Origin of the sequence: Haloplanus salinarum, from assembly GCF_009762275.1 — an archaeon.
Lineage (GTDB): Archaea > Halobacteriota > Halobacteria > Halobacteriales > Haloferacaceae > Haloplanus > Haloplanus salinarum.
On sequence record NZ_CP034345.1, the window covers coordinates 2,758,102 to 2,782,120 of the forward strand.

General features: G+C 70.7%; 20 protein-coding genes. 10 read left to right on the forward strand and 10 right to left on the reverse strand.

The genetic code is table 11. The features are described from left to right. Positions 1-39 precede the first annotated feature (39 nt). The gene (locus tag EI982_RS15605) at positions 40-558 is read right to left on the reverse strand and encodes a hypothetical protein (protein WP_157690565.1); all 519 of its coding nucleotides are present in this window, start codon (positions 556-558) and stop codon (positions 40-42) included. Positions 559-635: 77 nt separating this feature from the next. Here EI982_RS15605 and EI982_RS15610 point away from each other — a divergent pair, with 77 nt between their 5' ends. From EI982_RS15610 to EI982_RS15625, 4 genes are all read left to right on the forward strand, one after another. Next, positions 636-1,799, forward strand: a complete 1,164-nt coding sequence (locus EI982_RS15610; protein WP_157690566.1) for a lycopene cyclase domain-containing protein — start codon at positions 636-638, stop codon at positions 1,797-1,799. Between the two features lie 186 nt (positions 1,800-1,985). Continuing rightward, entirely contained in the window at positions 1,986-3,038 is a 1,053-nt protein-coding gene (locus EI982_RS15615) for a metal ABC transporter substrate-binding protein (RefSeq protein ID WP_157691257.1), read from the forward strand. Further along, complete coding sequence (locus EI982_RS15620; RefSeq protein ID WP_157690567.1) at positions 3,035-3,793, forward strand: metal ABC transporter ATP-binding protein; 759 nt, start codon at positions 3,035-3,037, stop codon at positions 3,791-3,793. The genes EI982_RS15615 and EI982_RS15620 overlap by 4 nt, the downstream gene beginning before the upstream one ends. Beyond that, positions 3,790-4,866: a metal ABC transporter permease gene (locus EI982_RS15625; RefSeq protein ID WP_157690568.1), complete on the forward strand. Its 1,077-nt coding sequence runs from the start codon at positions 3,790-3,792 to the stop codon at positions 4,864-4,866. Before EI982_RS15620 ends, EI982_RS15625 begins: the two co-directional genes overlap by 4 nt. Before the next feature lie 397 nt (positions 4,867-5,263). Here EI982_RS15625 and ilvD read toward each other — a convergent pair whose 3' ends face one another. Both ilvD and EI982_RS15635 read right to left on the reverse strand, forming a co-directional pair. Next, a complete protein-coding gene (gene ilvD, locus EI982_RS15630) occupies positions 5,264-7,024 on the reverse strand; it encodes a dihydroxy-acid dehydratase (protein WP_157690569.1) in 1,761 nt (586 codons plus the stop codon). A 49-nt stretch (positions 7,025-7,073) separates the two neighbouring features. Continuing rightward, the gene (locus tag EI982_RS15635) at positions 7,074-7,694 is read right to left on the reverse strand and encodes a MogA/MoaB family molybdenum cofactor biosynthesis protein (RefSeq protein ID WP_157690570.1); all 621 of its coding nucleotides are present in this window, start codon (positions 7,692-7,694) and stop codon (positions 7,074-7,076) included. Positions 7,695-7,794: 100 nt separating this feature from the next. Here EI982_RS15635 and EI982_RS18520 point away from each other — a divergent pair, with 100 nt between their 5' ends. From EI982_RS18520 to EI982_RS15650, 4 genes are all read left to right on the forward strand, one after another. Then, on the forward strand, positions 7,795-7,950 hold the full coding sequence (locus EI982_RS18520) for a hypothetical protein (protein ID WP_199243665.1): 156 nt from the start codon (positions 7,795-7,797) through the stop codon (positions 7,948-7,950). A gap of 152 nt (positions 7,951-8,102) precedes the next feature. Further along, a complete protein-coding gene (locus EI982_RS15640) occupies positions 8,103-8,381 on the forward strand; it encodes a DUF7977 family protein (protein ID WP_157690571.1) in 279 nt (92 codons plus the stop codon). Between the two features lie 68 nt (positions 8,382-8,449). Then, on the forward strand, positions 8,450-8,806 hold the full coding sequence (locus EI982_RS15645) for a DUF5802 family protein (RefSeq protein WP_157690572.1): 357 nt from the start codon (positions 8,450-8,452) through the stop codon (positions 8,804-8,806). Between the two features lie 49 nt (positions 8,807-8,855). Then, positions 8,856-9,818, forward strand: coding sequence for a Vms1/Ankzf1 family peptidyl-tRNA hydrolase (locus tag EI982_RS15650; protein WP_157690573.1), 963 nt, complete (start codon positions 8,856-8,858; stop codon positions 9,816-9,818). On the opposite strand, the gene EI982_RS15655 is transcribed toward EI982_RS15650, so the two are convergent. The 6 genes from EI982_RS15655 to EI982_RS15680 form a co-directional block, all read right to left on the reverse strand. After that, entirely contained in the window at positions 9,793-11,907 is a 2,115-nt protein-coding gene (locus tag EI982_RS15655; RefSeq protein ID WP_199243666.1) for an ArnT family glycosyltransferase, read from the reverse strand. The two genes, EI982_RS15650 and EI982_RS15655, sit on opposite strands and share 26 nt — an antisense overlap. After that, the gene (locus tag EI982_RS19190; protein ID WP_157690574.1) at positions 11,889-13,019 is read right to left on the reverse strand and encodes an ABC transporter ATP-binding protein; all 1,131 of its coding nucleotides are present in this window, start codon (positions 13,017-13,019) and stop codon (positions 11,889-11,891) included. The genes EI982_RS15655 and EI982_RS19190 overlap by 19 nt, the downstream gene beginning before the upstream one ends. Then, positions 13,012-14,649 carry an ABC transporter permease gene (locus tag EI982_RS15665; RefSeq protein ID WP_157690575.1) on the reverse strand — a complete coding sequence of 546 codons (1,638 nt, stop codon included), beginning with the start codon at positions 14,647-14,649 and terminating at the stop codon, positions 13,012-13,014. The genes EI982_RS19190 and EI982_RS15665 overlap by 8 nt, the downstream gene beginning before the upstream one ends. A 3-nt stretch (positions 14,650-14,652) precedes the next feature. Beyond that, positions 14,653-15,807, reverse strand: a complete 1,155-nt coding sequence (locus EI982_RS15670) for an extracellular solute-binding protein (RefSeq protein WP_157690576.1) — start codon at positions 15,805-15,807, stop codon at positions 14,653-14,655. Positions 15,808-15,858: 51 nt separating this feature from the next. Further along, entirely contained in the window at positions 15,859-17,025 is a 1,167-nt protein-coding gene (locus EI982_RS15675) for an alpha-1 4-glucan-protein synthase (RefSeq protein ID WP_157690577.1), read from the reverse strand. Between the two features lie 85 nt (positions 17,026-17,110). Continuing rightward, entirely contained in the window at positions 17,111-19,414 is a 2,304-nt protein-coding gene (locus EI982_RS15680; protein WP_157690578.1) for a DEAD/DEAH box helicase, read from the reverse strand. Positions 19,415-19,485: 71 nt separating this feature from the next. Here EI982_RS15680 and EI982_RS15685 point away from each other — a divergent pair, with 71 nt between their 5' ends. Together EI982_RS15685 and EI982_RS15690 are read left to right on the forward strand one after the other, a co-directional pair. After that, the gene (locus EI982_RS15685; protein WP_157690579.1) at positions 19,486-19,911 is read left to right on the forward strand and encodes a GIY-YIG nuclease family protein; all 426 of its coding nucleotides are present in this window, start codon (positions 19,486-19,488) and stop codon (positions 19,909-19,911) included. A gap of 265 nt (positions 19,912-20,176) precedes the next feature. After that, positions 20,177-20,947: a helix-turn-helix transcriptional regulator gene (locus EI982_RS15690; protein WP_199243667.1), complete on the forward strand. Its 771-nt coding sequence runs from the start codon at positions 20,177-20,179 to the stop codon at positions 20,945-20,947. On the opposite strand, the gene EI982_RS15695 is transcribed toward EI982_RS15690, so the two are convergent. Further along, positions 20,940-23,999, reverse strand: a complete 3,060-nt coding sequence (locus tag EI982_RS15695) for an FAD-binding and (Fe-S)-binding domain-containing protein (protein ID WP_157690581.1) — start codon at positions 23,997-23,999, stop codon at positions 20,940-20,942. The two genes, EI982_RS15690 and EI982_RS15695, sit on opposite strands and share 8 nt — an antisense overlap. Positions 24,000-24,019 lie beyond the last annotated feature (20 nt).

The window sequence follows — 24,019 nt, forward strand, 5'->3', positions numbered from 1 at the left end:
CTCGCCGGTCGGCATAAGCGGTGCGCTCCTCGTCACCGCTCACGACCACGGCCACCCGCCCCGTCGGACCCGTCGGCCGCCGAGTTCCAGGCCACAGAGGGCCGCGAGGCCCAAAAGCGCGCCCGGAACGACGGCGAGCGTCCAGAGCGCGAGCAGGAAGAAGGCCCCGGCCTCGCCCCCGACCCGCAGGAAGGTGTACGCACAGACCCAGCTCGCCCCGAACAGCCAGGCGACGGGCGTCCACAACCCCCGGCTCGCGTGGAGAAACAGGGGCAGGCCACCCTGGACCGCGAGCGCGAGCGTCGCGCCCCCGACGATCAGGACCGCGACGAGCGGCGAGTCGCGCGGGTCGACCGCGAACCGCCAGAACAGGAGGCGGACCCCCGCCCACAGGAGCAGGAACCCGACCCCGTACGCTACCCCGCCGCGGAGCGCGGCCGCCCGGGCGTCCGCCCGACGCGACCGGCAGGCCACGCCGGTGACGACGGTGGCCACCGCCGTCGCGACCGCTCCCGTCAGGAGCGGATCGCCGAGCGCGTGATGGGGGGTTCCGGCCACGCCCGGACGTCGTCGCCGCTGTCACGTAAAACGTCGCGGCCGGCAGTATATGTGGGTGTGGTACGTACGAGCGTATCATGTCCATCGCCCGACACGGTTCCGGCCCGCGAGCGGCCGTCGGCGCCGTCGCCTCGCAGGTCCACCCCGTGTTCATGGCCCCGCCGCTCGCCGCCTCCGGGTTCGGCGCCGTCTTCGGTGGATTCGAACTCCCCCGACTCGCCCTCCTCCACCTCGCCGTCGCCTTCACCGCGCTCTACACCGCCCACGTCAAGGACGGCCTCGTCGACTTCCACCGCCGCGGCGAGGACGACGACCACCCGCTGACCCGACGCGGCTGTCACCTCGCGATCCTCGGGTCGAGCGCCGCCTTCTTCGCCGGCGTCGCCGCCCTCGTCGTCCGCGTCGACCCCGTCGCCGCCGCCCTCGCCCTGCCCGGGTGGCTGGTCGCCGTCCTCCACGCGCCGCAACTCGACACCAGCCCCCTCGGTGCGACCCTCGGCTACCCGGTCGGCATCGGCTTCGCCCTCCTCGGCGGGTACTACGTCCAGACCCGCACCCTCTCGACGGCCGTCGTCGCCTTCGCCGCCGTCTTCGTCGTCGTCCTCGCCGGGATCAAGGTCGTCGACGACGCGACCGACTACGACTACGACCGCTCGGTCGACAAGCGAACCGTGGCGGTCGTCCTCGGCCGCGACGGGGCGCGGACCGTCGCCGGCACGCTCATGGGTGCGGGGATGGTCGCCGTCCTCGCGCTCTCGGCGACCGGCGTCGTCCCGCGTGGCTCCGCGTTCGCCGTCGTCCCCTTCGTCGCCGTCGCGCTGTTCGCCCGCCGGGCCGACCCCGAAACCGCGACCATGCTGCTCGTGCGGGCCTCCTACCTCTTTTTCGCCCTCCTCGTCGTCGCCGTCTGGCTCCGTCCCCTCGCCGGCCTCGCGGGGCCCGACGTCACGGCGCTCGGCCCCTACACCTACCTCGCGACGGAGGTGCTGTGGGGGGTCGTCGCCGTCGCGCTGGTGGTTCGCGCCGACGCGGTCCGTGCCGCCGCGCGGACCGTCGCCGTGCTCTACCCCGTCGCCTACGTCTGGGACTGGTACACCCTCACCGTCGGCGTCTTCGCCATCCCGATGCGGACGGGGATCGATCTGCTCGGCATCCCGCTGGAGGAACACCTGTTCATGCTGATCGTGCCGACGATGGTCGTCGGGGTCCACGAGACGCTCGCAGACGCGTTCGACGACTAACCCTCGCGAACGGCGACGGAACGCCGGGAGCCGCCGCCGACGCGCCGGAGCGGAGCCGCGAGGCGTCCCACCAGGGGGCTGGCACCACAACCTACAAATACGAGTGGGCCAACTATAGAATTAGACACATCTAATCAATGGATTCGATGATAACCTATGTCACTCGATACACGTAGCGAGCGAGCGGTGACGCGACGGGACGCGCTTCGTGCCGGCGGTGCGGCGGCGCTTGCGGGGATAGCCGGGTGTACGGCGCTGCCGAGCGCTCCGGACCCGTCGGGGGGAGACGGCGACGCCGGGAGCGACGGCCCGGTCGCGGTGGCCTCGTTTTTCACGTTCTTCGATTTCGGCCGGCAGGTCGCCGACGGGACCCCGCTGACGGTGGAGAACCTCGTCCCGACGGGACTGCACGGGCACGGCTGGGAGCCGAACGCCAGTATCACCCAGCGGATCATCGAAGCGGACGCGTTCGTCCACGTCGGGGCGGACTTCCAACCTTGGGCCGACCGAGCAATCGAAACGATCGAGGGCGACGACGTCGAGACGGCACTCATCAACGCCCGGGAGGGCGTCGAACTGGTCGACCTCGCCGCGACGCTCGACCGCGACGAGGAGGGCGTCGGTTCCCAGCGGGGGAAGGACCCGCACTTCTGGCTGGATCCCCAGCGCGCGAAGCGCTCCGTCGACAACATCGCCGAGGGGTTCGCCGAACTGGTGCCGGAGTACGCCGACACCTTCCGCGACAACGCCGGGGCGTACACCGCCGACGTCCTCGACCGCATCGACGCGGACTACGAGGCCATCTTCGACCGCGCCGACCGCGACATCGTCCAGCTGGCCGCGCACAACGCCTTCCAGTACGTCGGCGTGCGCTACGGGGTGCGGATGCGGCCGCTCGTGACGAACCTCGCGGCGAGCGGTGACGTCAAGCCCGCCGACATTCGCGAGGCGGCGCGCGTCATCCGCGAGAACGACATCCGCTACATCGCCAACGGCGTCTTCGAATCCCAGCGCCCGGCCCAGCAACTCGTCCGCGAGACGGCCGTGGAGTCGTACTTCCCCGTGACGCCGTACGCCGGCGTTCGCGAGGAGTGGGTCGCGGAGGACTGGGGATACGAGGAGATCGCGTACAACATCAACATGCCCACGTTCGACATCGTCCTCGGCAACGAGCGTCCCGAGGACGCGGCCCCGTCGGCGGGCTGGGTCGAACGGTGGCGGAACTTCGAGCCGGTATGACCCGGGACGCCGACGCCGTGCCGGTGATCGACCTCGCGGGCGTCACCTTCGGCTACACGGCGACGCCAGTCGTCGAGGCCGTGTCGCTGACCGTCGACCCGGGCGAGTACGTCGCCATCGTGGGGCCGAACGGCTCGGGGAAGTCGACGCTGATGCAGCTGATGGTCGGACTGCTCGAACCGGACACGGGCACGGCCCACCTGTTCGGCGAGCGCGCCGACCGTTTCGACGACGGCGAACGGATCGGCTACGTCGCCCAGCAGGCCAACGCCGCCGAGGGGATGCCGATCACCGTCCGCGAAGTGGTGAAGATGGGCCGCTTCCCGCACGTCGGGGTCGGCCGGCTGTCGAGCGAGGACTGGGCCATCGTCGACGACGCCCTCTCGACCGTCGGCATGAGCGCCTTCGCCGACCGACGCGTCACGCAGCTCTCGGGTGGACAGCGCCAGCGCGCGTTCATCGCACGGGCGCTGGCGGGCGAGGCCGACCTGCTCGTGCTCGACGAGCCGACCGTCGGCGTCGACGCCGAGTCGGTCGACGCCTTCTACGGCCTGCTGGCGGCGCTCAACGGGCGGGGCATCACCGTCCTCCTCATCGAGCACGACCTCGGGGCGGTCGTCGAGCACGCCGACCGCGTCGTCTGCCTGAACCGCGAAGTCTACTTCGACGGGCCGACCGACGAGTTCGTCGACAGCGACGCGCTGGCCCGGGCGTTCGGAACCGAAGCGCGGTTCCTCGCTGAGGTGGACGGATGAGCGCGGACGCGGCGGCCACGCTCGTCGCGAGCCCCCTCGTGACCCTGGATCCGTCGGCCGTGCTCGCGCTGGGGAGCGTGCTGGAGGCCGTCGGCGAGGCCGTCTTCGATGCCCCTCTGTGGGTCCTGGAGCAGTGGTACTGGCTCATGGACTGGGTGTACTACGCCACGGGGCTGGAGATGCTGAACCCCCGTTACCGGTTCATGCACCGGGCGATACTCGTCGGGCTCTGCGTGGGCGTGATGGCGCCGCTCATCGGCACCTTCCTCGTCCACCGACAGCTCGCGCTCATCGGCGACGCGCTGGCCCACACCGGCTTCGCCGGGGTGGCCGTCGGCCTGTTCCTGAACGCCGTCATCGACCTCGGCGTCTCGCCGTATCTCACCGCCGTCGTCGTGGCGATGATCGCCGCGCTGTGCATCGAACTCATCTCCGAAGTCACGGACGCCTACAACGACGTGTCGATGGCCATCGTCCTGTCGACTGGGTTCGCGCTGGGGACGACGCTCATCAGCCTCAATGCGGGCGGACTGGCGGTGGGGGTCAACCAGTTCCTCTTCGGCAACCTCTCGACCGTGTCGCCGGGGAGCGCGGCCATCCTCCTGGTGCTCTTTGCCGTCATCGTGAGCACGGTGGCCGTGACGCGCAACCAGCTGCTGTACGTCACCTTCGACGAGACGGCGGCCGCCGTCTCCGGCATCCCCGTCAACTGGTACAACCGGGTGATGGTGATGCTGACGGCGATGGTCGTCGTCGGTGCGATGCAGATCATGGGCGTCATCCTCGTCGCGGCGATGCTCGTCGTTCCGGTCGCGGGCGCGACGCAGGTGTCCCGGAGCTTCTCCGAGTCGCTCGTCGTCTCGGTCGTCCTCGCGGAACTCGCGGTGTTGCTCGGCATCGCCGCCGCCTACTACGGCGGCGTCACGGCCGGCGGGATCATCGTCCTCTTCGCCGTGGCCATCTACGTCTGTGCCGTCGTCCTCGGAAAACTCCAGTCCGCACGCGGCGAACGGGCGGCGCCCGAGACGGGACACATCGAGGCCGACGGCGTCGACGCCGGCACCGGCGACTGAGCGATTCCCCTCCTTTCGCGCCCGGATCCGTCACCGCGCCAGTTCCACCTTTTACGTCCTCGGGTCGCTCCCGCCGGTCGCGACCGCTCGTCGCAAAAGCTGGAGCAAAACGATCCGCCGGCCCCCGCTAGGCCGTCACTCGTCCTTCGCGCCCGGATCCGTCACCGCGCCAGTTCCACCTTTTACGTCCTCGGGTCGCTCCCGCCGGTCGCGACCGCTCGTCGCAAAAGCTGGAGCAAAACGAGCCGCCGGCCCCCGCTAGGCCGTCACTCGTCCTTCGCGCCCGGATCCGTCACCGCGCCAGTTCCACCTTTTACGTCCTCGGGTCGCTCCCGCCGGTCGCGACCGCTCGTCGCAAAAGCTGGAGCAAAACGAGCCGCCGGCCCCCGCTAGGCCGTCACTCGTCCTTCGCGCCCGGATCCGTCACCGCGCCGTTGGCCGCCGAGCCGAACATCCGGCCGTACTTCGCCAGCACGCCGGACGTGTAGTTCGGTTCGGGGTCGTAGCCGTCGAGCCGTTCCTCGATCTCCTCGTCGCTGAGGTCGACCGAGAGCTCGTGGCTGTCGATGTCGATGGTGATCACGTCGCCGTCCTCCAGGGCGGCGATGGGGCCGCCGACGAACGCCTCGGGGGCGACGTGGCCGATGGAGAAGCCACGGGTCGCGCCGGAGAAGCGGCCGTCGGTGAACAGCGCGACGTCCTCGGCGTGGCCCTGGCCGGCGACGGCGCTCGTGACGCCGAGCATCTCGCGCATCCCGGGGCCGCCGCGGGGCCCCTCGTTGCGGATGCCGATCACGTCGCCGGAGTCGACGTGGCCCTCCTGGACGTACTCCATGGCGTTCTCCTCGTCGTCGAAGATCCGGACGGGCCCCTCGTGGTGGAGGTGGTCCTCGCCGGTGATCTTGATGACCGCGCCTTCGGGGGCGAGGTTGCCCGAGAGGATGCGGATGGCGCCGCGCTCGTGGATCGGGTTGTCGACCGTGTGCAGGAAGTCGGCGTCGAGGTCCGCGACGGCTGGCGGGTCGTAGCGGTCGAGGGCCTCGGCCATCGTCTCGCCCGTGACCGTGAGCGCGTCGCCGTGGAGCAGGTCGGCGTCGAGGAGTTCGCGCAGGACGACCGGCACGCCCCCGACCTCGTGGAGGTCGTTCATCACCCGCTCGCCGCCGGGCTGGAGGTTGGCGATCTTCGGCGTCCGTTCGCTGATGCGGTTGAAGTCCCCGATGTCGAGTTCGATGCCGGCCTCGGCGGCCATCGCCAGCAGGTGGAGGACGGCGTTGGTCGACCCGCCGATGGCGACCTGGAGCGCGATGGCGTTCTCGAAGGACTCCCGCGAGAGGAAATCGGACGGTTTGCGCCGCGACTCGACGACGTCGACGACGAGTTCGCCGGTCTCGCGGGCCACCTCGTAGCGGGCCTCGTCCTCGGCGGGCGGCGAGGCCGATCCGAGCGGCGCGAAGCCGATGGCCTCGCTGATCGAGGCCATGGTGTTGGCCGTGAACATGCCGCCACAGGAGCCCGCGCCGGGACAGGCGTTCCGTTCGAGGTCGTCGAGTTCCTCGTCGGACATCTCGCCCTCGGCGACGGCGCCGACGCCCTCGAAGACGTTCTGGATGGTGACCTCGCGGCCGTCGTGCTCGCCGGGCATGATCGACCCGCCGTAGAGGAACACGGAGGGGAGGTCGGTCCGGATGGAGGCCATCATCATCCCGGGCATGTTCTTGTCACAGCCGCCGATGGTGACGAGGGCGTCCATGCGCTCGCCGAAGGAGACGAGTTCGACGGAGTCGGCGATGACCTCCCGTGAGATCAGCGACGACTTCATCCCCTCGGTCCCCATCGAGATGGCGTCGGAGATGGTGATCGTGCCGAACTCGATCGGCATCCCGCCCGCCTCGTCGATGCCCTCGATGGCCGATTCGGCCAGTTCGTCGAGGTGGACGTTACACGGCGTGATGTCCGCGGCGGGGTTGGGGACGCCGACCATCGGCGACGAGAGGTCCTCGTCGTCGAACCCCATCGCGCGGAACATCGACCGGTGGGGCGCGCGGTCACGGCCCTCGGTGACGTCGGTACTCCGGAGGTCCGGGTCCTTGCCTCCGGGGTAGGGCGCCGACTCGGACTCCGCTTCGGATTCTCGCTCTGGTTCCTGCTGGCTCATGTTCCGACCCTACTCGTCCGGGGGCTTAAAGCATGAGGCCTCGTCGCCCTCAGCTCTCGCGGCTCGCCAACCCCGAGAGGTGGCCGGCCTCGGGCACGATGATCTCCCCGGCCCCGAGCCGTGCCGCGTTCTCGCTCCCCGGCAGGCAGAAGACGGGCGTCCCCTCGACGACCCCCGCGACCGCCCGCGTCCCGACCACCTTCGTCCCGATCTCCTCGTACGAGAGCCGGCGAAAGAGTTCGCCGAATCCGGGCAGGGTCTTCTCGAACAACGGTTGGGCCGCCTCGACGGTCACGTCGTCGGGGGTCACGCCCGTTCCCCCGGTGCTTACGACGGCGTCCACGTCGTCCCGCCCGGCGAGGTTCTTCAGCGTCGCCTGCACGCGGTCGTAGTCGTCCGGGATCAACTCACGGGTGACGATCCCGTGGCCCGCGTCCGTGAACGCCGCCGCGATGGCGTCGCCCGCCGGATCGTCGTCCAGTCCCCGCGTGGAGGTCACCGTCACCACCGCGGCGCCGAGGGTCTCGACGTCGTGGTGGTGGTGGTCGTGTTCGTGATCGTCGCCGTGGCCGTGATCGTGTGCGTGGTCGTCGTCGTGTTCGTGGTCGCCGTCGTGTGCGTGGTCGCCGTCGTGTGCGTGGTCGCCGTCGTGTGCGTGGTCGTCGGTCATGGGCGTGGATTCGGGGGCCGCCACAAAAGCCGTGGCGGGAGCGCCGCGACCGCCCGTCGGACGAGAAACACCTTTGGCCTCTCCCCCCGTAACCGCGCGTATGGTCGACGAATCCACGACGACGGAGGTAACGTGTTTCAAGTGTGGATTCGAGGCGCCGGCCGGCAGCGACGACTGGGACACCGCGACTCACCCGTCGCTCGGGACGCTCCAGCGGTGTCCCGACTGCGGGAGCACGGATACGACGAGCGGCTAGCGGTCCGCGGCGACGGCCAGGCCCTCGCCCGTGCCGAACCACAGCGTTTTGTCCGTCGCGATGGTTCTCACGGGTATGCAACCCCGTTCTTTCGTGACTCACGACGACCCTGGCGAACCGCACGGCAGTCGGTCCGACGCCCGTCACCGACGGTGAGCGCCGACGACCCCCCCGTCGTCCGCCCCGGTGGGGACCCGCCGCGCGGCGGCGATCCGGCGCCCGACGACGACGCGGACCTCGGCTGGGTCGGGTGGGTGCTCGTCGCGGCCGTCGTCGTCGCCGTCCTCGTCATTCCCGGTGCCATCTACCTCTGGCCCGCCGGCGGGACCGTCCTCGGGGCCCACTACCGGACGGCCATGCTCGTCCTCCCGATGGTTCCGGCCGTCCTCCTCGGCGTCGTCGCCGTCTGGTCCATGAAGAACCGACGCTGAGGGCGGTTCGTGATAAATCCCCCCGACAAGACTTATATCGTGACGTATGGTAACGTGTACCGAATCGCATGTTCGAAGAGTTCTCCTCCGGCTACTACCTCGGACGGCTGTACGTCCAGCCCCGCGACGGCGACCACGCCGTCATCCACCGGACGGACCACGAACGGATGAACGAACGCCTCTACGCCACGGGCGAGGGGGTCGAACGCCTCGACGCGCCGCTCGTGATGAAACTCGACGGGCGTCACTTCCCGGTGCTCGGCGAGGAGGGCGTCCCGTCGGGGACGCTCGGACTCCCGCCGACGGTCACCGAGACCGACCTCCCCGACCGGTGTGAGGTGTTCCTCGCCAAACCCGACCGCGCCGCCGAACTCCTCCGGTATTCGGGGTACGACCCCGGCGGCGTCACGGACGAGGCCGTGTAGGCCGGGCGCGGCCGCAGGGTAGAAGGCCCCCGCGCTCGCCCCTCTATCCATGCTCGACTCGTTGCTCGGGCGGGCCGAACTGAAGGCACGCATCGAGGAACTCGAAGAGGAAAAGCGGCACCTCGAGCGTCGGCTCGACGCCGAGAGTGACCGCCGCGCCGAGGCCGTGACCGCCCGTCAGGAGGCCGAGGAGCGGGTCAACCGCCTCGAAGACCGGATCGCCGACCTGGAGGGTCGCCTCGACGCCGAACGCGACGACCGCGAGGTGTCGCTCGCCCCACGCGGCACCGACGACCTGCGGGGCGACCGACTCGACGAGGTGCTCGCCCGCCTCCGGAGCCTCTCGACCGAATCCGAAGGGGCGCTGACCGCGATGGTCGACCCGACCGAGCCCCGCGACGACGGTGGGAACGCGGCGCGACGATCGCCCGACAGCGCGGCGTCCTCCGATCACGATCCCGCTACCGACGCCGTCGCCGACGCCCTCGGCGACCGGGCGGCGATCCTCGACGACGTCGCACCCGCGCTCGTCTGCGTCGACGACGCCGGCCTCGTAAGCGTCGCCCTCGCCCCGCCGCTCGCGCCCGACCCCTTCGTCGAGTGGGGCGATAGCTTCCGTCTCGACCCCGACTGGTTCCGTCCGCCCGACGGGCTCTCCGTCGCGCTGGTGCGCTCGGATCTGTTCGCCGTCGGCCGCTACGACGGCGGGTCGCTCGTCGACGTCGAGACGGTCGAGACGGACGTCAAGGGTCGCCACTCGAAGGGCGGGTTCTCGCAGGCCCGGTTCGAGCGTCGCCGCGAGGAACAGGTCGCCGACCACCTCGACGACTGCCGGGCGGTCCTCGACGCGCGCGATCCGGATCGGCTCGTCCTCCTCGGGGAGCGAACCGTCCTCGACGACCTGGACCGCGAGGCCGTCGCCCGCGCCGCCGTGGACGCGAGCGGCGACCCCGAGGCGGCCCTCGCGGATGCCGCCGACTCCTTTTTCACGACCCGGTTGACGCTGCTGTGAGCGCGGGGTCGCGGTCGGCCGACACCGTGGCGTTCGTCGCTCGGAGGTCGTGTTCCACGACGACACCGTCGCGCGCCGTCTCGGGGACGTATGCCGCCTCGCCGCCACACCGCAGCGCCCGCCGGCAGACCTCGACGTAGGGCGTCAGGGCGCGGGTCCGGTCGCCCTCGGTCGCCGTCGGCAGTTCGAGTCGGTAGCTGAACCCGTTGCCCGCGCCGTAGTCGGCGAAGGCCGTCACCCGCAGTTCGTCGCGGTCGTCGACAGGGACCGTCGCGTTCCCGTCCACCGCCGTCACGCCGCGGAGGCGGGCGCGGCCGTCGCCGACGACCAGCGACGGGGTGGCGAGCGTCGGCGTGCCGTTCGTGACGTAGTAGGCCTGCCCCTCCTCCGATTCGAGGCGGATGGAGACGCGTTCGACGCCCGGCGGCACGCCGAGTCGCAGGTCGAGGACGACCCGCTCGCCGGCGACGTGGTCGACGGGCTGGATCCGCGGGCGCACCGTCTGGCCGGCGGTCGGCGCCCACGTCCCGCGGTAGGTGTAGCGGTACAGCGTCCGCCCGGGGTGGGCGTCGACGACGTCGAACTGTCGTTCCCGGAGCGCGTACACGACGTCGCCGTCGAAGTCGGGATCGTTGCGAAGCGCCTGGAACGGGTGGTTCATCCAGTCGCCGTACGGCGTCGGGAGGAAGACGAGCGATCCGTCCTCGATCCCGTCCACGGGGGCGTACGCGCTCCGGTACGTCTCGGTCACCTCGGCGTTGCGCTCGACGGGGTCGGCGAGCGCCGTCGCCGCCGGCACCGCGAACGCGAGGAGACAGAGCACTGCGACGGCGACCCCGATCCGGCGTCGCCGCGCGGCGCCGGGGACCCGCGCCGCGAGCGTCGCCCGGACCCGCTCGCCGCCGGTCACGGCGCCGTGGGCGGCGAAGGCCGCCGTCGGCACCAGCAGGTCGAAGTGGTAGTACGGCCCGAGGTTCGCCACCAGTCCGTCGTTCGCCTGCCCGAGGTCGCCGAGGACGTTCAGGTTCCCCCAGAAGTAGACGTTGCCGACGGCCACCGAGACGAACAGGCCGGCGAGGACGAGTCGCCGCGGGTCGGCCGACCGGTCGCGGTACAGGCGCCGGAGGAGGCCGGCGACGCCGACGGCCGCCAGAAGCGTTCCGACGGGGCCGGCGGCGACCCACTCGCCGAACAGGATCGCGAGCACCCGGCCGTTGACCCGGAGGGCCAGTTCGGGGGTGTACTGCCGCGAGTACGCGAGGATCTCGCGGTGGCCGAAGCCGAGGCCGTCCCGCGGGGCGAACGCCTCGTAGGGGAACACGAGCGGGTCGCCGGTCGTGAGGGCGTTGTACCCGAGCGCCACGCCGACCCCGACGAGGCCGAGCGCGGCCGTCGCGGCCTGCCGGGCGACGACCGCGCGATCCAGGCCGCGAAGCGTCCACAGCGCGTGGACGATGAAGGGCGTCGCGAAGAGGACGGCCGTGTAGGGGCGGGCGAAGAAGGCCATCCCCACCGCGAGGCCGGCGACGGCGGCGGCCCGGGGGCTCCCGGTCCGCCGGGCGTGGAAGTACGCCACCGCGAACGCGAGGTTGAGGAGCGTCGTCGGCGCGTACGGGAGGAAGACCGACGACTCGATCAGGAAAAGCGGAGAGGTAAGCAGGAAGACGGCCGCGAGCAGGCCTCGGCGCCGGTCGAACACCCCGGCGACGAGGGTGTAGGTGAGCGCGAGGTTGGCCGCCGCGATTCCCGCCAGCGCGAGGCGGTAGCCCCCGAGGAGTTCGCCGACGGCGAACATCACCGCCGGGACGGGGGCGTACTTCGAGTACAGCGCCCCGTCGGGCGTCTCGACGAAGAACCACGGCCGGTAGGCCTCCGCGACGGGCGGTCGCAGGAACACCCGGCCGTCGAGGAGCATCGCCGCCTGCTGGAGGTAGACGCCCTCGTCGTGGTTGAGCGAGTGATACGGAAACAGGCGCGTGGCCACCAGCAGGACGAGCAACCCCCCGCCGACGGCGAGGGCGGCGGCGAGCAGGCGGTAGGTTCGGGGGGTGAGCCGCCCCGATCCGTCGGTCACTCCGCGGGGTACCACGCCAGCGTGTGGTCGGCGACGAGGTCGACCGTGACCCGTTCGCCGAGTTCGTGGTCGGTCGAGTGGTTGTGCTCGCAGTGGACGACGTCGCCCGTGTCGAGTTCGACGGCGTACACGAACGAGGGGCCGGTGTACTGGCGACCGACGAGCGTGCCGTTGCCGGTCCGGCGGTCGCCGTCACACGGCGTCGCCCGCAGGTCGTCCGGGCGGACGAGCACGTCGATCCTGGCGCCGTCGTACTCGGAGCTCAACCCCTGGAGCAGGTCGGCCGAGAGCGTCCCGAGACCGGTGTCGATGTGGTTCTCGGCCAGCCGGCCGGTGAGGAAACTCGCCTGCCCGAGGAAGTCCGCGACGAACCGGGATTTCGGATGCTCGAACACGGACTCCGGTCGGCCCACCTGCTCGATCTGACCGTCGTTCATCACCGCCACCCGGTCGGAGATGGAGAGCGCCTCCTCCTGGTCGTGGGTGACGGAGACGGCGGTGACGTTCGTCTCCTTGATGATGCGGCGGACCTCCTCGCGCATGCGCTCGCGGAGTCGGATGTCGAGGTTGGCGAAGGGCTCGTCGAGCAGGAGGACCTCGGGTTCGGGCGCGAGCGACCGGGCGAGCGCGACGCGCTGTCGTTGTCCGCCCGAGAGGTTCTCGGGCGAGCGGTCCGCGAACTCCGAGAGGCCGACCAGATCGAGCAGGTCGGCCACCCGGCGTTCGCGCTCGTCGGCGTCCCAGTCGTCGAGGCCGAAGCCGACGTTCTCGGCCACGGTCAGGTGCGGGAACAGGGCGAACTCCTGGAACACCATGCCCACGTCCCGCTGTTCGGGGGGGACGCCGTCGCCGTCGGCGGCGACCGCCTCGCCGTCGACGCGGACCTGACCGCTCGTCGGCATCGCCAGGCCGGCGATCATGCGGAGCGTCGTCGTCTTGCCACACCCCGACGGCCCGAGGAGCGTGAGCAGTTCACCGTCGCGGACCGTCAGGTCGATGCCGTCGACCGCCGTCTCGGGACCGTAGCGTTTCGTCACGCCGTCGAGCGTCAGCATCGACGGTGCGTCCGCCGGATCCCCCGTCTCCGTCGTCGACCGACGGGTCATCCCCAGTGTATCTTCAGCCATCGTCTCCCTCCTGTCGCAAGAGCAGGATCATCGAGAGCGCGGAGACGGCGACCAGTACCAGCGCCGGGAGCGCGGCCCGTCCGTAGTAGCCCGCTTCTTGCACACGCCAGATGTAGGTCACTAGGGTTGTAAAGCCCGTCGGATGCAGGATGAGCGTCGCCGGGAGCTCCTTCATCGTCGTCAGGAAGACGAGCGCGGCGCCGGCGACGAGTCCAGGGGCGATCAGCGGCAGGGTCACGCGCCGGAACGCACCCCGGGGCGTCTCCCCGAGGGTGCGGGCCGCGCCGAGTAGTTTCGCGTCCACCTGCATCACCGACGACCGGGTGGACCCGACCGCCTGTGGCAGGAAGCGAACGACGTACGCGAACACCAGCAGGGGGAGCGTCTGGTAGAGCCAGGGGAGGTAGTTCGCCCCGAGGAACACCAGCGCGAGCGCGAGGACGATGCCCGGCACGGCGTAGCCGACGTACGTCGACCGTTCCAGGAGCCGTGCGAGCCGCGAATCCGACCGCGCCGAGACGTAGGCGATGGGGAGCGCCGCGAGCACCGTCCCCGCCGCGGCGAGGACGGACACGTAGACGGAGTTGATGGCGAAGTCCCACTGGAAGCCGATGCCGGCGGACGCGTAGCCGGGGCCGGTCCGCAACAGCCACATGCCGAAGATGGCGACGGGCACCACGAGCGTCAGCGCGGCGACGAGCGCACAGAACGCGAGCGCCGGGACCTTGGCCCACCCGAGCGAGGCGACGGGCGAGTCCGTGCCGACGACGCCGCCGCCGTACCCGTCACCGCCGGCGTCGCCGAGCCGGGATTCGAGAAACAGGACCAGCGCGGTCACCGCCAGCAGCTGGATCGAGAGCAGCGACGCGGTCCCGCGGCCGAAGTTGTTGTACTGGACGTAGATGACCCGCGTGAACGTGTCGAAATGCATGATCGCGGGCGTCCCGAAGTCCGACAGCGCGTAGAAGGCGACGAGGAGCGCGCCGGCGGTCATCCCCGGAGCGATCTGTGGGAGGACGACGCGACGGAACGCCGATCGGAAGCCGTGGTTGAGCGTCTGGGCCGCCTCCAACTGCTCGGTGTCGAACGAGAGCAGGGACGCCCGGGTCGTCAGGAAGACGTACGGATAGACGAACAGGCCGAGGACGAGGGTCGCGCCCTCGAAGCCGTAGACGGTCGGCACCGTGACCCCAAGCGGCGACAGGAGTTCGGCGAGTTCGCCCCGCGGGCCGAACGCCGAGACGAACGCGAACGCGCCGAGGTAGCTCGGCACCACCAGCGGGAGCGACAGCGCCACGGTCCAGAACCGGCGGAAGGGCAGGTCGCTCAACACCGTCAACACCGCCAACGGGACGCCGAGCGCGACCGAGAGGCCGGTGACCGACGCCACGAGCGCGACGCTGTTGACGAACACGTCGACCGTCGATGGTGTCACGAGGATCGACAGCGCCTCCCGTGGCCCGACCGCGGCCGCCCGGAGGAACAGCCAGAGGAGCGGCGAGATAACCGTCACCGCGACCAGGACGGCCACGCCCGCGACGAGCGGGTTGGAGCCCTCGCGCGTCGGCGAGACGGCGGCGTCACGGAGCCAGTCGACCGCCCGCCGAACGCCGGTATCCTCGCGACTCATCCCCTAGAGCACGCCCACGTCCCGCATGAGCTGGAGGGTCGGTTCGACGTTCGCGAGTTCCTGGAGGTCGATCGACGGCGGGTTCAGCTCGTCGATGGTGGGGAGGCCGCCGACCGGCGGCACGCCGGGGATCATCGGGTAGGCGAACGTCCGGGTGGCGAAGAACTCCTGGGCCTCGACCGTGAGGAGGTGTCGGACGAAGTTCTCGGCGAGGTCCGACTGCTCGGTGCCCTGGACGACCGCCGCGCCGGCGATGTTGATCAGCGCGCCCGCGTCGCCGCTGGTAAAGGCCAGATCGAGCGGCGCGTCCGAGCGTGCCGAACGCACCCGCAGCGCGTAGTAGTGGTTGGCGAAGCCGGCGCCGATCTCGCCGTCAGCGACGGCGTTGGAGGTCAGGAACTCGTCGGGGTACTCCGTGACGCCGCTGTCGAGCATGGCCTGGAGCCACTCGCGGGTCGCGGACTCGCCCTCGATGAGCCGCATCGCCGTGACGAACGCCTGGAACGCCCCGTAGGTCGGCGCCCACCCCATCGCCTCCGTCAGCGCCTCCGTCTCGGGGAAGTCCATCACCGTGTCCGGGATGTCGTCGGCCGAGAGCGCGTTCGTGTTGTACGGGACGCTCCGGGCGCGGCCCGCGGTCCCGACCCACCGGTCCGTGGGGTGGAACTCCTCGGGCACCGACTCGACGACGTCGCTCGAGAGGTCCGCCGCCATGTCCGCTTCGTCGACCGCGCCGAGCGAGCCGGCGTCGACCGCCCAGAACACGTCGGCGGGGGTGTTCTCGCCCTCTTCGATGATGGTGTTGGCGAGCTGTGCGGTCCCGCCCTCACGGGGACGGGCGGTGAAGTCGGGGTAGATCTGCGAGAACGTCGCCAGCAGGTCGCGGTACAGCCCTCCCTCGCCGCCGCCGAGGTAGATGGTGAGCTCCCCCGAGAGGTCGGGGAGGTCGGCGATCCGGGTCCCGCTCAGCGACGCCCGGTTCTCGATGAGCGGTCCGGATCCGCGGAACGAACTCAGGCTGACCGTTCCGTCGCCGCCGTCGCCGCCGTCGCCACCTCCGGGCAGTCCGTTACACCCAGCCAGCGCACCGACCGTCGCGGCCGCGCCAGTCGCGAGGAACCGACGCCGTCGGAGGGATCGCGAAGTATCGTCTTCCATAGTTCGTTTAGGCCGCCCTAAAACACTTATACTTGCCGATTCGGCGAGCGGTCAGTCGTCGGCCGGCACCGCGCGCTCGACGGACTGGAGTTCGTCGAGGCAGTCCAGCCAGTCGTGCATGTGTTCGCCGACGTGTGCGAGGAACTCGCCGTTGCGGTAGTCGGCCTCCGCCTCGATCAGCGCGTCGGCCATCGAGGCGAAGATGGTGGCGTACGCCTCGGCGCCCCGACTCTCGACGGCCGGGTCGACGTCGTCGACCAGTTCCCAGAGGTGTTCGTTCAGTTCCAGCCCCGCCACCTCGTTGTGCAGGTCGTCGAACGTCGACCGGGGCGCCTTGTCGTGGCGACAGAGCGGGTCGCCGCTGACGATCCGTTTGTCCAGCAGGTCCGCAGCGCGTTTGAGGAACACGCCGCTCCAGATGTCGTCGAACCGTCCCACCGACCACTCGTTGTCGTCCATGGGCAACTGGTAGAACGCGGGAACGACCTCGCGGCGGAAGGCGAGGTTCATCGAGCAGACGGTGAGATACTGACCGGGTTCGGCGACGAAGTCCGGGCCGAAGTCGTCGGCAGTGAGGCGCGTCTCGGCCTGCCCCTGCAGGTCGCCGTCCATCAGGATGCGCACCGCGTCGAGGTCGGGGACGTTCGTCCACAGGCCCTGCGAGGCGACGACGTCCGTGAGTTCGGCCTCGCCAGTCTCGACCGTCTCGTCCATCGCCGAGTAGGGGTAGCCACGGGGGTAGAGCCCGTGTTCGTCGGCTGCGTGGTACAGCACGTTCACCCAGTTCGTGTCCGACCGCACCGACTCGACGGTCCGCTCCTCGGTCAGGTTGTCGAGGTGGGTGCCGAAGAAATCGACGGTCTCGTGGGGCCGTGTGTCGTCGTCGATGAAGACGGCGTAGGGATGGTCGTTGGCCCACAGGTACAGCAGGCCGAAACTCGTCTGGGCGTGGCTCGCCGCCGGGATCAGGTGGCTGTACTCGCCGACGTCCTGGGCCTCGAACCACTCCTCGCGCCGGCTCCCGTCGAACACCTCGCCCGCGACCCCGAGGTCGTCGAGCATCGCCTCCATCTCCCCCGCCGGGCAGAAGTCCTCGGTCACCAGCACGAACTCCAGTCGGTCGGTGTCGAAGCCGTGACGCTCGGCGTTCGCGACGTAGGACCGCACGCATTCGTACTCCCTGATGGTCGGTACGATGACGCAGACGTCCGTTTCCATGCCCGCCACTCTTTAGGGCCACCTAAAATACCTGTCGATTAGGTCTCCCTAAACCGTCGCAGACGCGACACTCGTGATCGTCCGGCTAGTCGGTCGCCCCGGTCAGCGATTCGAGCAGGTGGACCGCGGGTGCCGGCGCCAGCGGCTCGTTGGCGTTCCCGCAGTGTGGCGACTGGACGCAGGCCGGGCAGCCGCCGGCGCAGTCACAGCCGTCGATCAGCCGTTCGGTCCGCGAGAGCAGGGGTTCGATCCGCTCGTAGCCGCCGCGGGCGAGGCCGACGCCGCCGGGGTAGCCGTCGTAGACGAAGACGGTGCTCGCGCCGGTGTGGGGGTGGTGTGGCGTCGAGAGGCCGCCCACGTCCGCCCGGTCACAGAGGAGATGGAGGGGAAACAGCGAGATGAGGCCGTGTTCGGCGGCGTGGATGCCGCCGGGGAAGTCGCCGAGCGCCCGCATCTCCGCCTCCACGTCGCCCGGAACGGTGAAATACAGCGCCGTCGTCCGCAGCGTCGTCTCCGGCAGGTCGAGCGTTTCGCGGCCGAGCGTCTCGCCCCGGCCCGCATCCCGGCGCTCGAACCCCGTCACCCGCTCGGTGACGGTCACGTCCGCGAGGTGGACCGCGGTGTCCGGGCGGGCCGACAGCGCCGTCGACTCGCGCTCGCGCTCGACCGCGACCGACTTCTCGGTCAGCACCCGAGTGTAGTAGTCCGCCCACGTCGCCTGGAGGGTCGCGACGTCCCGGTCCAGGTCGAGGTCCGTCACCTCGTAGGACTGTCCCTGGTGGTGGTAGATGGCGCCCGGATGGGCGTCCCGGAGGGCGTCGTCGAGTCCCAGGGTGGCGATCACGTCGCCGTCGGCCAGCAGGTCCACCTCGCGGTCGTCCACGCTCCGGAGACTCGTCGCCTGCTGTGGGCTTCCCCCGCCGGCGTGGGTCCAGCGGACGCCCGCGTCGGTCTCCCGGCGCTCCAGTCGCCCGGCGGCCTCCAGGTCCGCCACCACGTCGGGGAAGCCGTCGCCGAAGTGTGACTCGTCCGCCCGGGACAGCCAGTTCTCCGTCGCCGCGGCGGCGACGTGGTCCGGCAGCAGGTGGTCGTTCCCGGGATCGACCGTCGCCCGCTCCGGATCGCCGTCGAAGAGCGTGTCGGGGTGGTCCATCAGGTACTGATCGAGCTGGTCCTCGCCGGCGACGAGGGCGACGAGCGCGGGATCCGACCCCCGCCCCGCGCGCCCCGCCCGCTGGAACGTCGACATCCGCGTCCCGGGGTAGCCGTCGAGGAGGACGGCGTCCAGTCCGCCCACGTCGACGCCGAGTTCGAGCGCGCTGGTCGACCAGACGCCCGCCACTCGGCCGTCGTGGAGGCCGTCCTCGACCTCGCGGCGGCGCTCGTCGCGCAACGAGGCCTGGTAGGCCTCGATCCGTCCCGCGAGGCCGTGTTCGCCCCGGTCGCGCAGGGCGTCGGCGCTCTCGGTCGCGTAGCGTTCGGCGGTCTGTCGCGCGCGGGTGAAGGCGAGCGTCTGGTGGCCCGCCGCCACCAGGTCGGCGAACAGCCGCTTCGTCTCGACGTGACTCGACCGGCGGCGCCCCGAGCCGCCCGTGCCCTCGTACTCGGGGGGGTTCCAGAGCAGCCAGTGCCGTGGCCCCCGGCCGCTCGTGTCCTCGTCGACGAGGGCGAACGACGACGCCTCGCGGCCCGTCAGGCGCGCGGCGTGTTCGACGGGGTTGCCGATGGTGGCCGAACAGCAGACGAACTGGGGGTCGCTCCCGAACCGCTCACAGAGGCGGGCGAGCCGTCGGAGCACGAGCGAGACGTGGCTCCCGAACACGCCGCGGTAGCCGTGGATCTCGTCGATCACGACGAGCGAGAGCGACGAATACAGCCACTCCCACAGCCGGTGGCCGTGCGGGAGCAGGCCGTAGTGGAGCATGTCCGGGTTCGACAGCAGGACGGTCGGTCGGCGGTCCCGGACGTCGCGCTTCTCGGTCCGCGAGAGCCGACCGGTGTAGGTGGCGACCGACACCCGGCTCCCGAACCCCAGGTCCCTCGCGAGGCCCTCCAGACTCGCGGCCTGGTCCGCGATCAGGGCGTTCTGTGGGCCGAGATACAGCGTTCGCTCCCCGTCGGCCATCGCCCGCTCGAACGCCGGCACCGTGTACGCGAGGCTCTTCCCGCTCGCGGTCGGCGTCGCCAACACGACGTCGCGGCCGTCGCGGACGGCCTCGACGGCGTCGACCTGGTGGCGGTACAGGCGGTCGACCCCGCGCTCGTCGAGCGCCCCCGCGAGCCGCGACTCCAGATCGCAGTCGGCGTAGGTCGGGTCGCGTCCCGACACCACTCGGTAGTCCGCGACCGTGCCGTCCCGCTCCCGCAGTCGGTCGACGACATCGTCCACGCCCCCGCTCGGGCCGACGCGAACAAACCGGTTCCGGTCGACCTTTGCCCCTCGACCGCCCGGGTGTGACCATGACCGACGCGGACGGCGGCACCTACACCCTGCTTCTCGAACTGTCCCGTGACGCGGAGCTGGAGGTCGGCGCGCTGGGAACCCACCGCCTCCCCGCCGGCGCCTACGCCTACACCGGCAGCGCCCTCGGGAGCGGGGGGTTCGCCCGCGTGGACCGCCACCGCCGGCTGGCGGCCGGCGCGAGCGACACCCGCCACTGGCACGTGGATTACCTCACCGGCCACCCGGCGACGGATCTGATCACCGTCGTCACGTCGGCGGGCGCGGACGTCGAGTGTGCCGTCGCCGGGCGCTTGCCCGACGGGCCGATCGACGGCTTCGGCGCCTCGGACTGCGACTGCCGGTCCCACCTCGCGGCGGCCCCGTCGCTGTCGGCGTTGACCGAATCCGTCAGGTCGGCACATCGCGACGCGACGAGAGGGTGAATCCCGACCGCTGTCGGGCGACCGGGAGCACCCGACCGTCGACGGATCCGGGCGCATCCGTCGCGGTCCGGCGCCGGATCGAACGGCGGGCCGGGCAACCCGCCACGACCCCGCGTGTCAGAGGCACCCCGGCGTACCGATGTACACCGATCGACGACTTGATGTTGTCGTGCGGCGAACACGTCAACCGCTGAAACGTGATATATAAATGCTGTGCCGGTTGGGGACGGACCCGACGGTTCGGGCCGCAGCCGGGCGTGACGCGATGACCGATCCGTCCCCGGCCGCGGTCGTCGTTCGCCGGTCCGAGACGCTCCGCGCGCTCGACGAGGGGGCGGTTTCGAAGGCGACGCTCGTCGACCGGCTCGGAGTCTCCCGGTCGACGGTCGATCGGGCCGTCCGCGAGCTGTCGACGGTGGGGTTCGTGACGTCGACTCCGTCGGGCTACCGCACCACGGCGTCCGGACGGTTGGCCGCCGAGGTCCACGATCGGTACACCCGGCGGATCGAGACTCTCGGCGAGGCCGCCCCCCTGTTCGCCGGCGTCGAGGTGGTCTTCGACCTCGACCCGGCGGTCGTCGACGGGGCGACGCTGATCGAGACGGCGCCACACGCGCCGAGTCGTCCCGTCGCGGCGGTCGGGGACATCGTCGAGGCGGCGACGCACGTGTCGGTGTACACCGGGCGGTATCTCTCCCGCCACGCGCGACTCTATCACGACCGGGTCATGGAGGCGGGGATGACCGTCTCCTTCGTCACGACCGAGCGGGTGATCGAGCGGCAGGCGGCGACCCGTCCCGGTGACATGCGCGAGGCGGTCGCAAGCGGCCGCGTCGCGATCCGTCACGTCGACCGGGACGACCCCGTGACGCTCGTCCTCGCGGAGACGCCGTCGGGCCCCGAGATGGGGCTGGTCGTCTACGACGACGGGGCCCCACGCGGGTTCCTCGGCAACGACACGCCGGCGGCGACGCGGTGGGCACGGGCGCTCCACGAGCGCCTGTGGACGTCGGCGACGCCCTTCGATCCTACCTGAGCGCGGCGTCGAGTTTCTCCACCGGCGTCGGCGGCTCCGCGTCGTAGTGGTCGCCGAGTTGCGTCCGGCAGGAGGCCCCCGGGGCGACGAGTTCCTCGCCGGGACTGTCGTCCACCTGGTCGAAGAGGATGGACCCGATGGCCTTGCTCATCGAGAAGTGTTCGGCTTCGTAGCCGAAGGACCCGGCCATGCCACAGCACCCGGAGTCCAGCGGGTCGACCGCGTAGCCCGCCCGCCGCAACACGCCGACCGCGTGGTGGTCCTTCCGTGTCGACTTCTGATGACAGTGGCCGTGGTAGGTCAGCGAGCCGTCCGCGTCCGCCTCCAGCGCCTCGTCGAGGCGGAACGTGTCGAGATACTCCATGATCCCGTAGGCGTTGTCCGCGAGGATATCGACGTCCTCGCCGGCTAGTAGGTCGCGGTAGTCGGACTGGAACATCACGGCGTCGGAGGGTTCGACCAACACCACGTCCCAGCCGTCGCGGACGCGGGGCGCGAGGGCGTCGACGTTCGTCGCCGCCTGCTCGCGGGCCCGGTCGAGGAAGCCCTTCGAGAACGGCGGACGGCCGCTCCCGCTCACGTCCCGTGGGATACGGACGTGGACGTTCGCCGCCTCCAGAGTCCGGACGGCGGCCTTCCCCGACTCGGGGTGGTTGTACGTGGTGTACGCGTCGGGGAAGAGCAGGGCGCGCCGGTCGGCCTCGGCCGCCGAAACCCGGCAGCCGCCACGGTCGTCGAACCAGTCGACGAGCGACTCGCGGTGGAAGGTCGGCAGGGTGCGGTCCTTCGCGATGCCGAGGGTCTTCTCCATCACCGTGCGGGCGCCGGGCACCTTCGCCGCCCAGTTCGAGAGCGGCGCCAGCGCCGACCCGAGTTCGTTCAGGCGGTCGACGTTCGCGAACAGCTTATCGCGCAGGCTGGCACCGTGTCGCTGGTGGTGTTCGTGGGTCACCTCCGCTTTCAGCTTCGCGAGGTCCACCTCGCTCGGGCAGTCCTTCGAGCAGCCCTTGCAGCCGATACAGAGGTCGAGCACCTCGTGCATGAACTCCACGTCGGTCGCGTCGGCGTCCAGGTCGCCGCTCATCGCCTGCCGGAGCAGGTTCGCCCGTCCGCGCGTGGCGGTGATCTCCTCCTGGCTGGCGCGGTAGGTCGGACACATCACGCCGCCGGTGGTCTCCTGGGGGCCCCGACAGCCGCCACAGCCGTGACAGAGTTCGACCATGCCCTGCATGCCGTTCTCGTTGTCCCACTCGAGGGTCGACGAGAAGCCGGCGTCGAACTCGTAGTCGGGGTCGAAGCGGAGGTTCTCGGTCATGTCGGCGGCGGCCGCTCGGTCGGACAGCCCGTCGGGGATCGGCTCGTCGTCGGCGTAGCCACAGACCGTCCCTGGGTTCAGCAGCCAGTCGGGGTCGAAGGCACCCTTCAGGTCGCGGAAGACCCCCCAGAGCCGGTCGCCGTACAGCTTCCGGTTCCACTGGGTGCGGGCGCGGCCGTCGCCGTGTTCGCCCGAGACGGAGCCGTCGTATTTCACGACGAGGTCGGTCGCGGCGTCGGCGATGGCCTCCATCTCGTGGACGCCCTCGACGGTCTTGGTGTTGACCAGCGGCCGGATGTGGAGGACGCCCGGCCCCGCGTGGGCGTAGTAGGTGGTGAGGGTGTCGTGTTCGTCGAGTATCGCCTGGAAGTCGGCGACGTAGTCCGGCAGGTTCTCGGCCGGGATGGCCGTGTCCTCGATGAACGCGATGTGTTTCTCGTCGGTGGTCCGCCCCAGCAGGATCGGCAGCCCGGACTTGCGCATCTTCCAGAACTTCGCCCGCGTCTCCTCGTCGTGGGCCTCCATCGCCGCCCGCGCGACCCGTGGAGCGTCCGTGCGGTCGGCTGCCCCCTCGCCCGGGGTCGCCTCGGGGTCGGCGTCGGGGACGCGGTCGGCGACGAGGTCCGCGACCTTCCGGCGACCGTCGTCGTCGCCCGCGGCGTAGAACTCGACGAGCAGCACGGAGCTCGTCCCCTCGGGGAGCATCCCGACCACGTCCGCGAACTCCGCGGTGTCCCGCGCCAGGTCGAGCAACACGTCGTCCATCACCTCGACGGCCGCCGGGTCGTGTTCGAGGATGGGCGCCACGTCCGCCATCGCGTCGAGCAGGTCGTCGTAGGTCAGCAGGGCGACGGACTTCGTCTCCGGGACGGGTTCGAGCGAGACGGTCGCCTCGGTGATGATCGCGAGCGTCCCCTCGCTGCCGGCGAGCAGGCGGCCGAGGTTGATCGACCCCGATTCGGCCTCGTCGACCAGCATGTCCAGGTTGTACCCCGAGACGTTGCGCTTCATGTCGGGGTACCGCTCGCGCACCTCGTCGGCCTCCTCGTCGACGATCCGTTCGACCGCGGCGTAGATTCGTTCCTCGACGGTTCCCTCGGGATCGGCCCCGGCCCGGAGTTCCGCCAGCGACACCTCGCCGAAGGTGGTCACGGTCCCGTCGGACAGCACCACCTCCAGTTCCTCGACGTAGGCGTCGGTCTTGCCGTACTTCAGCGAGTGGGCGCCGGTGGAGTTGTTGCCGATGGCGCCTCCGAGGACGCTCTTGTCGCCCCACGCGGGGTCGGGGGCGAACTTGAGGCCGTGGGGCGCCAGTTCCGCGTTGAGTTCGCCGAGCGTGACGCCCGGCTGTGCGCGCACCCGCCGCTCGTCGGGCTCGGCCTCGACCACGTCGGTCATGTGCCGCGAGAAATCGAGGACGACCGCCTCGTTGACCGTCTGGCCGGCGAGGCTCGTCCCGCCGCCGCGGGGCAGGATCGGCACCTCGCGCTCGGCGCAGTACTCGACGACAGCGGCCACGTCCGCGGTCGACGTGGGGAAGACGACCCCCACGGGGGTCATCTCGTAGGCGCTCGCGTCCGTGGCGTAGAGCTGTCGGGAGTAGTCGTCGAACCGCACGTCGCCCTCGATCAGTTCCTCGAGGTCGTCGACCATCCCCGGGCGATCGACGTCGTCGCTCCGGTAGTCGTACTCCCCCGACGCCGCGGGATCGTCGGCGGAGTCGTCTGTCGTTGCCATCGGCGGCCACTTGGCGTACG

Bases quoted from the DNA above. Each gene is read 5' to 3' on its own strand.
- EI982_RS15635 (WP_157690570.1), bottom strand. From the start codon at position 7,694: ATGACCGACGACCACGCACACGACGGCGACCACGCACACGACGGCGAC.
- EI982_RS15610 (WP_157690566.1), top strand. From the start codon at position 636: ATGTCCATCGCCCGACACGGTTCCGGCCCGCGAGCGGCCGTCGGCGCC.
- EI982_RS15690 (WP_199243667.1), top strand. From the start codon at position 20,177: ATGACCGATCCGTCCCCGGCCGCGGTCGTCGTTCGCCGGTCCGAGACG.
- EI982_RS15670 (WP_157690576.1), bottom strand. From the start codon at position 15,807: ATGGAAGACGATACTTCGCGATCCCTCCGACGGCGTCGGTTCCTCGCG.
- EI982_RS15620 (WP_157690567.1), top strand. From the start codon at position 3,035: ATGACCCGGGACGCCGACGCCGTGCCGGTGATCGACCTCGCGGGCGTC.
- EI982_RS19190 (WP_157690574.1), bottom strand. From the start codon at position 13,019: ATGGCTGAAGATACACTGGGGATGACCCGTCGGTCGACGACGGAGACG.
- EI982_RS15665 (WP_157690575.1), bottom strand. From the start codon at position 14,649: ATGAGTCGCGAGGATACCGGCGTTCGGCGGGCGGTCGACTGGCTCCGT.
- EI982_RS18520 (WP_199243665.1), top strand. From the start codon at position 7,795: ATGGTCGACGAATCCACGACGACGGAGGTAACGTGTTTCAAGTGTGGA.
- EI982_RS15675 (WP_157690577.1), bottom strand. From the start codon at position 17,025: ATGGAAACGGACGTCTGCGTCATCGTACCGACCATCAGGGAGTACGAA.
- EI982_RS15625 (WP_157690568.1), top strand. From the start codon at position 3,790: ATGAGCGCGGACGCGGCGGCCACGCTCGTCGCGAGCCCCCTCGTGACC.
- ilvD (WP_157690569.1), bottom strand. From the start codon at position 7,024: ATGAGCCAGCAGGAACCAGAGCGAGAATCCGAAGCGGAGTCCGAGTCG.
- EI982_RS15685 (WP_157690579.1), top strand. From the start codon at position 19,486: ATGACCGACGCGGACGGCGGCACCTACACCCTGCTTCTCGAACTGTCC.
- EI982_RS15650 (WP_157690573.1), top strand. From the start codon at position 8,856: ATGCTCGACTCGTTGCTCGGGCGGGCCGAACTGAAGGCACGCATCGAG.
- EI982_RS15645 (WP_157690572.1), top strand. From the start codon at position 8,450: ATGTTCGAAGAGTTCTCCTCCGGCTACTACCTCGGACGGCTGTACGTC.
- EI982_RS15695 (WP_157690581.1), bottom strand. From the start codon at position 23,999: ATGGCAACGACAGACGACTCCGCCGACGATCCCGCGGCGTCGGGGGAG.